General features: G+C 36.2%; 3 protein-coding genes. All 3 read left to right on the top strand.

Features of this window, described 5'->3' with window-relative positions; translation table 11 throughout:
- A partial coding sequence (locus C1721_RS16560; RefSeq protein WP_159063535.1) for a tyrosine-type recombinase/integrase occupies positions 1-199 on the top strand: 199 nt, incomplete at its 5' end.
- A gap of 296 nt (positions 200-495) precedes the next feature.
- Positions 496-1083, top strand: coding sequence for a UpxY family transcription antiterminator (locus tag C1721_RS16565; RefSeq protein ID WP_102407388.1), 588 nt, complete (start codon positions 496-498; stop codon positions 1081-1083).
- A gap of 10 nt (positions 1084-1093) precedes the next feature.
- Positions 1094-1526 (top strand): rRNA adenine N-6-methyltransferase family protein (locus tag C1721_RS16570; protein WP_159063534.1); only part of this gene is annotated, 433 nt, incomplete at its 3' end.

The raw sequence follows: 1526 nt of genomic DNA on the forward strand, positions 1-1526 counted from the left end.
TTTGAATTTGCCAATACCATTGACCATGTACTGTGCCCGCCATTCCTGGGCTAGCATTGCACGAAGTGAAGGAATACCGATTTCAATTATTAGCGAAGGGATGGGACATGATTCGGAAAGTACCACACAAATTTATCTTGCTTCTTTAGAAACACAGGTAATAGATAAAGCCAATCGCAAAATACTGAAATTGCTGTAATTAAGAATTATACAAGAGGAGTCATTCAATGGACTCCTTTTTTGTTGATGTGTCAAATTGTTTAGGTAAAATATCTATCTCCTTGTAGGAGATGAGCATATATCTGCAAAAATAGTTGTTTTCTAGCAAACTCAATTCTTTTTTAAGGACTTTTTTTCATACTTAGACAGAAAAATTCCCTAATACTCTTGTTTGTGTGACAAAACTCATACAAATACACACATAATATCATAATTATTAACTATATAATAGAGAACACTCATCTCCTACAAGGAGATGAAAAAAATAGCAAGAATATGTGTGTCCAAGATGTATACCACAAGGGAGAAGAATCGTTTGCCAATGGGACAAACGACCGCGAAGCGTGCCCAAAACGTTGGATTGCCGTTCTTGTTCAAATGAATTGTGAGAAAAAAACAGCTACCCAATTGGGCAAGGCAGGTTACGAAACTTATATTCCCATACAGCAAGAAATACATCAATGGAGTGACCGGAAGAAAAAAGTCAACCGACTCATTATGCCAATGGTCGTGTTTGTTCGTGCAACAGTAAATGAAGAAGAATGGTTGCGCAGCCAATCGTATATTTTCAAACTCTTAGCTTTACCTGGTACCGATGAGGATAAAAAGAAATTTGCAACTCCTATTCCCGATTATCAAATTGAGCGTCTGAAGTTCTTGCTTGAAAAAGCAGAAAGTGAGGTAACTATTGTTGCTAATCTAACAATTGGAAATGCTGTTCGAGTGATATTTGGTCCATTGAAAGGGCTTGAGGGAGTGGTTAGTGAGGCTGATAATAAAAGTTCTATCGTAGGAGTTATGATTGATGGACTAGGCTATGCTTGTGTGAAAATTCTAAAGACAAATATCGAAATTATCCTGTAAGAAGTTACTAATGACAAAAAAGAAATTGCCCGTTCGTTTTACGGGTCAGCACTTTACTATTGATAAAGTGCTAATAAAAGATGCAATAAGACAAGCAAATATAAGTAATCAGGATACGGTTTTAGATATTGGGGCAGGCAAGGGGTTTCTTACTGTTCATTTATTAAAAATCGCCAACAATGTTGTTGCTATTGAAAACGACACAGCTTTGGTTGAACATTTACGAAAATTATTTTCTGATGCCCGAAATGTTCAAGTTGTCGGTTGTGATTTTAGGAATTTTGCAGTTCCGAAATTTCCTTTCAAAGTGGTGTCAAATATTCCTTATGGCATTACTTCCGATATTTTCAAAATCCTGATGTTTGAGAGTCTTGGAAATTTTCTGGGAGGTTCCATTGTCCTTCAATTAGAACCTACACAAAAGTTATTTTCGAGGAAGCTTT

Source organism: Parabacteroides bouchesdurhonensis (genome assembly GCF_900186615.1).
Classification (GTDB): Bacteria; Bacteroidota; Bacteroidia; order Bacteroidales; family Tannerellaceae; genus Parabacteroides; species Parabacteroides bouchesdurhonensis.

What these genes read in the sequence shown, in the direction of transcription:
- C1721_RS16565 (WP_102407388.1), top strand. Translation starts at nt 496, where the DNA reads ATGTGTGTCCAAGATGTATACCACAAGGGAGAAGAATCGTTTGCCAAT.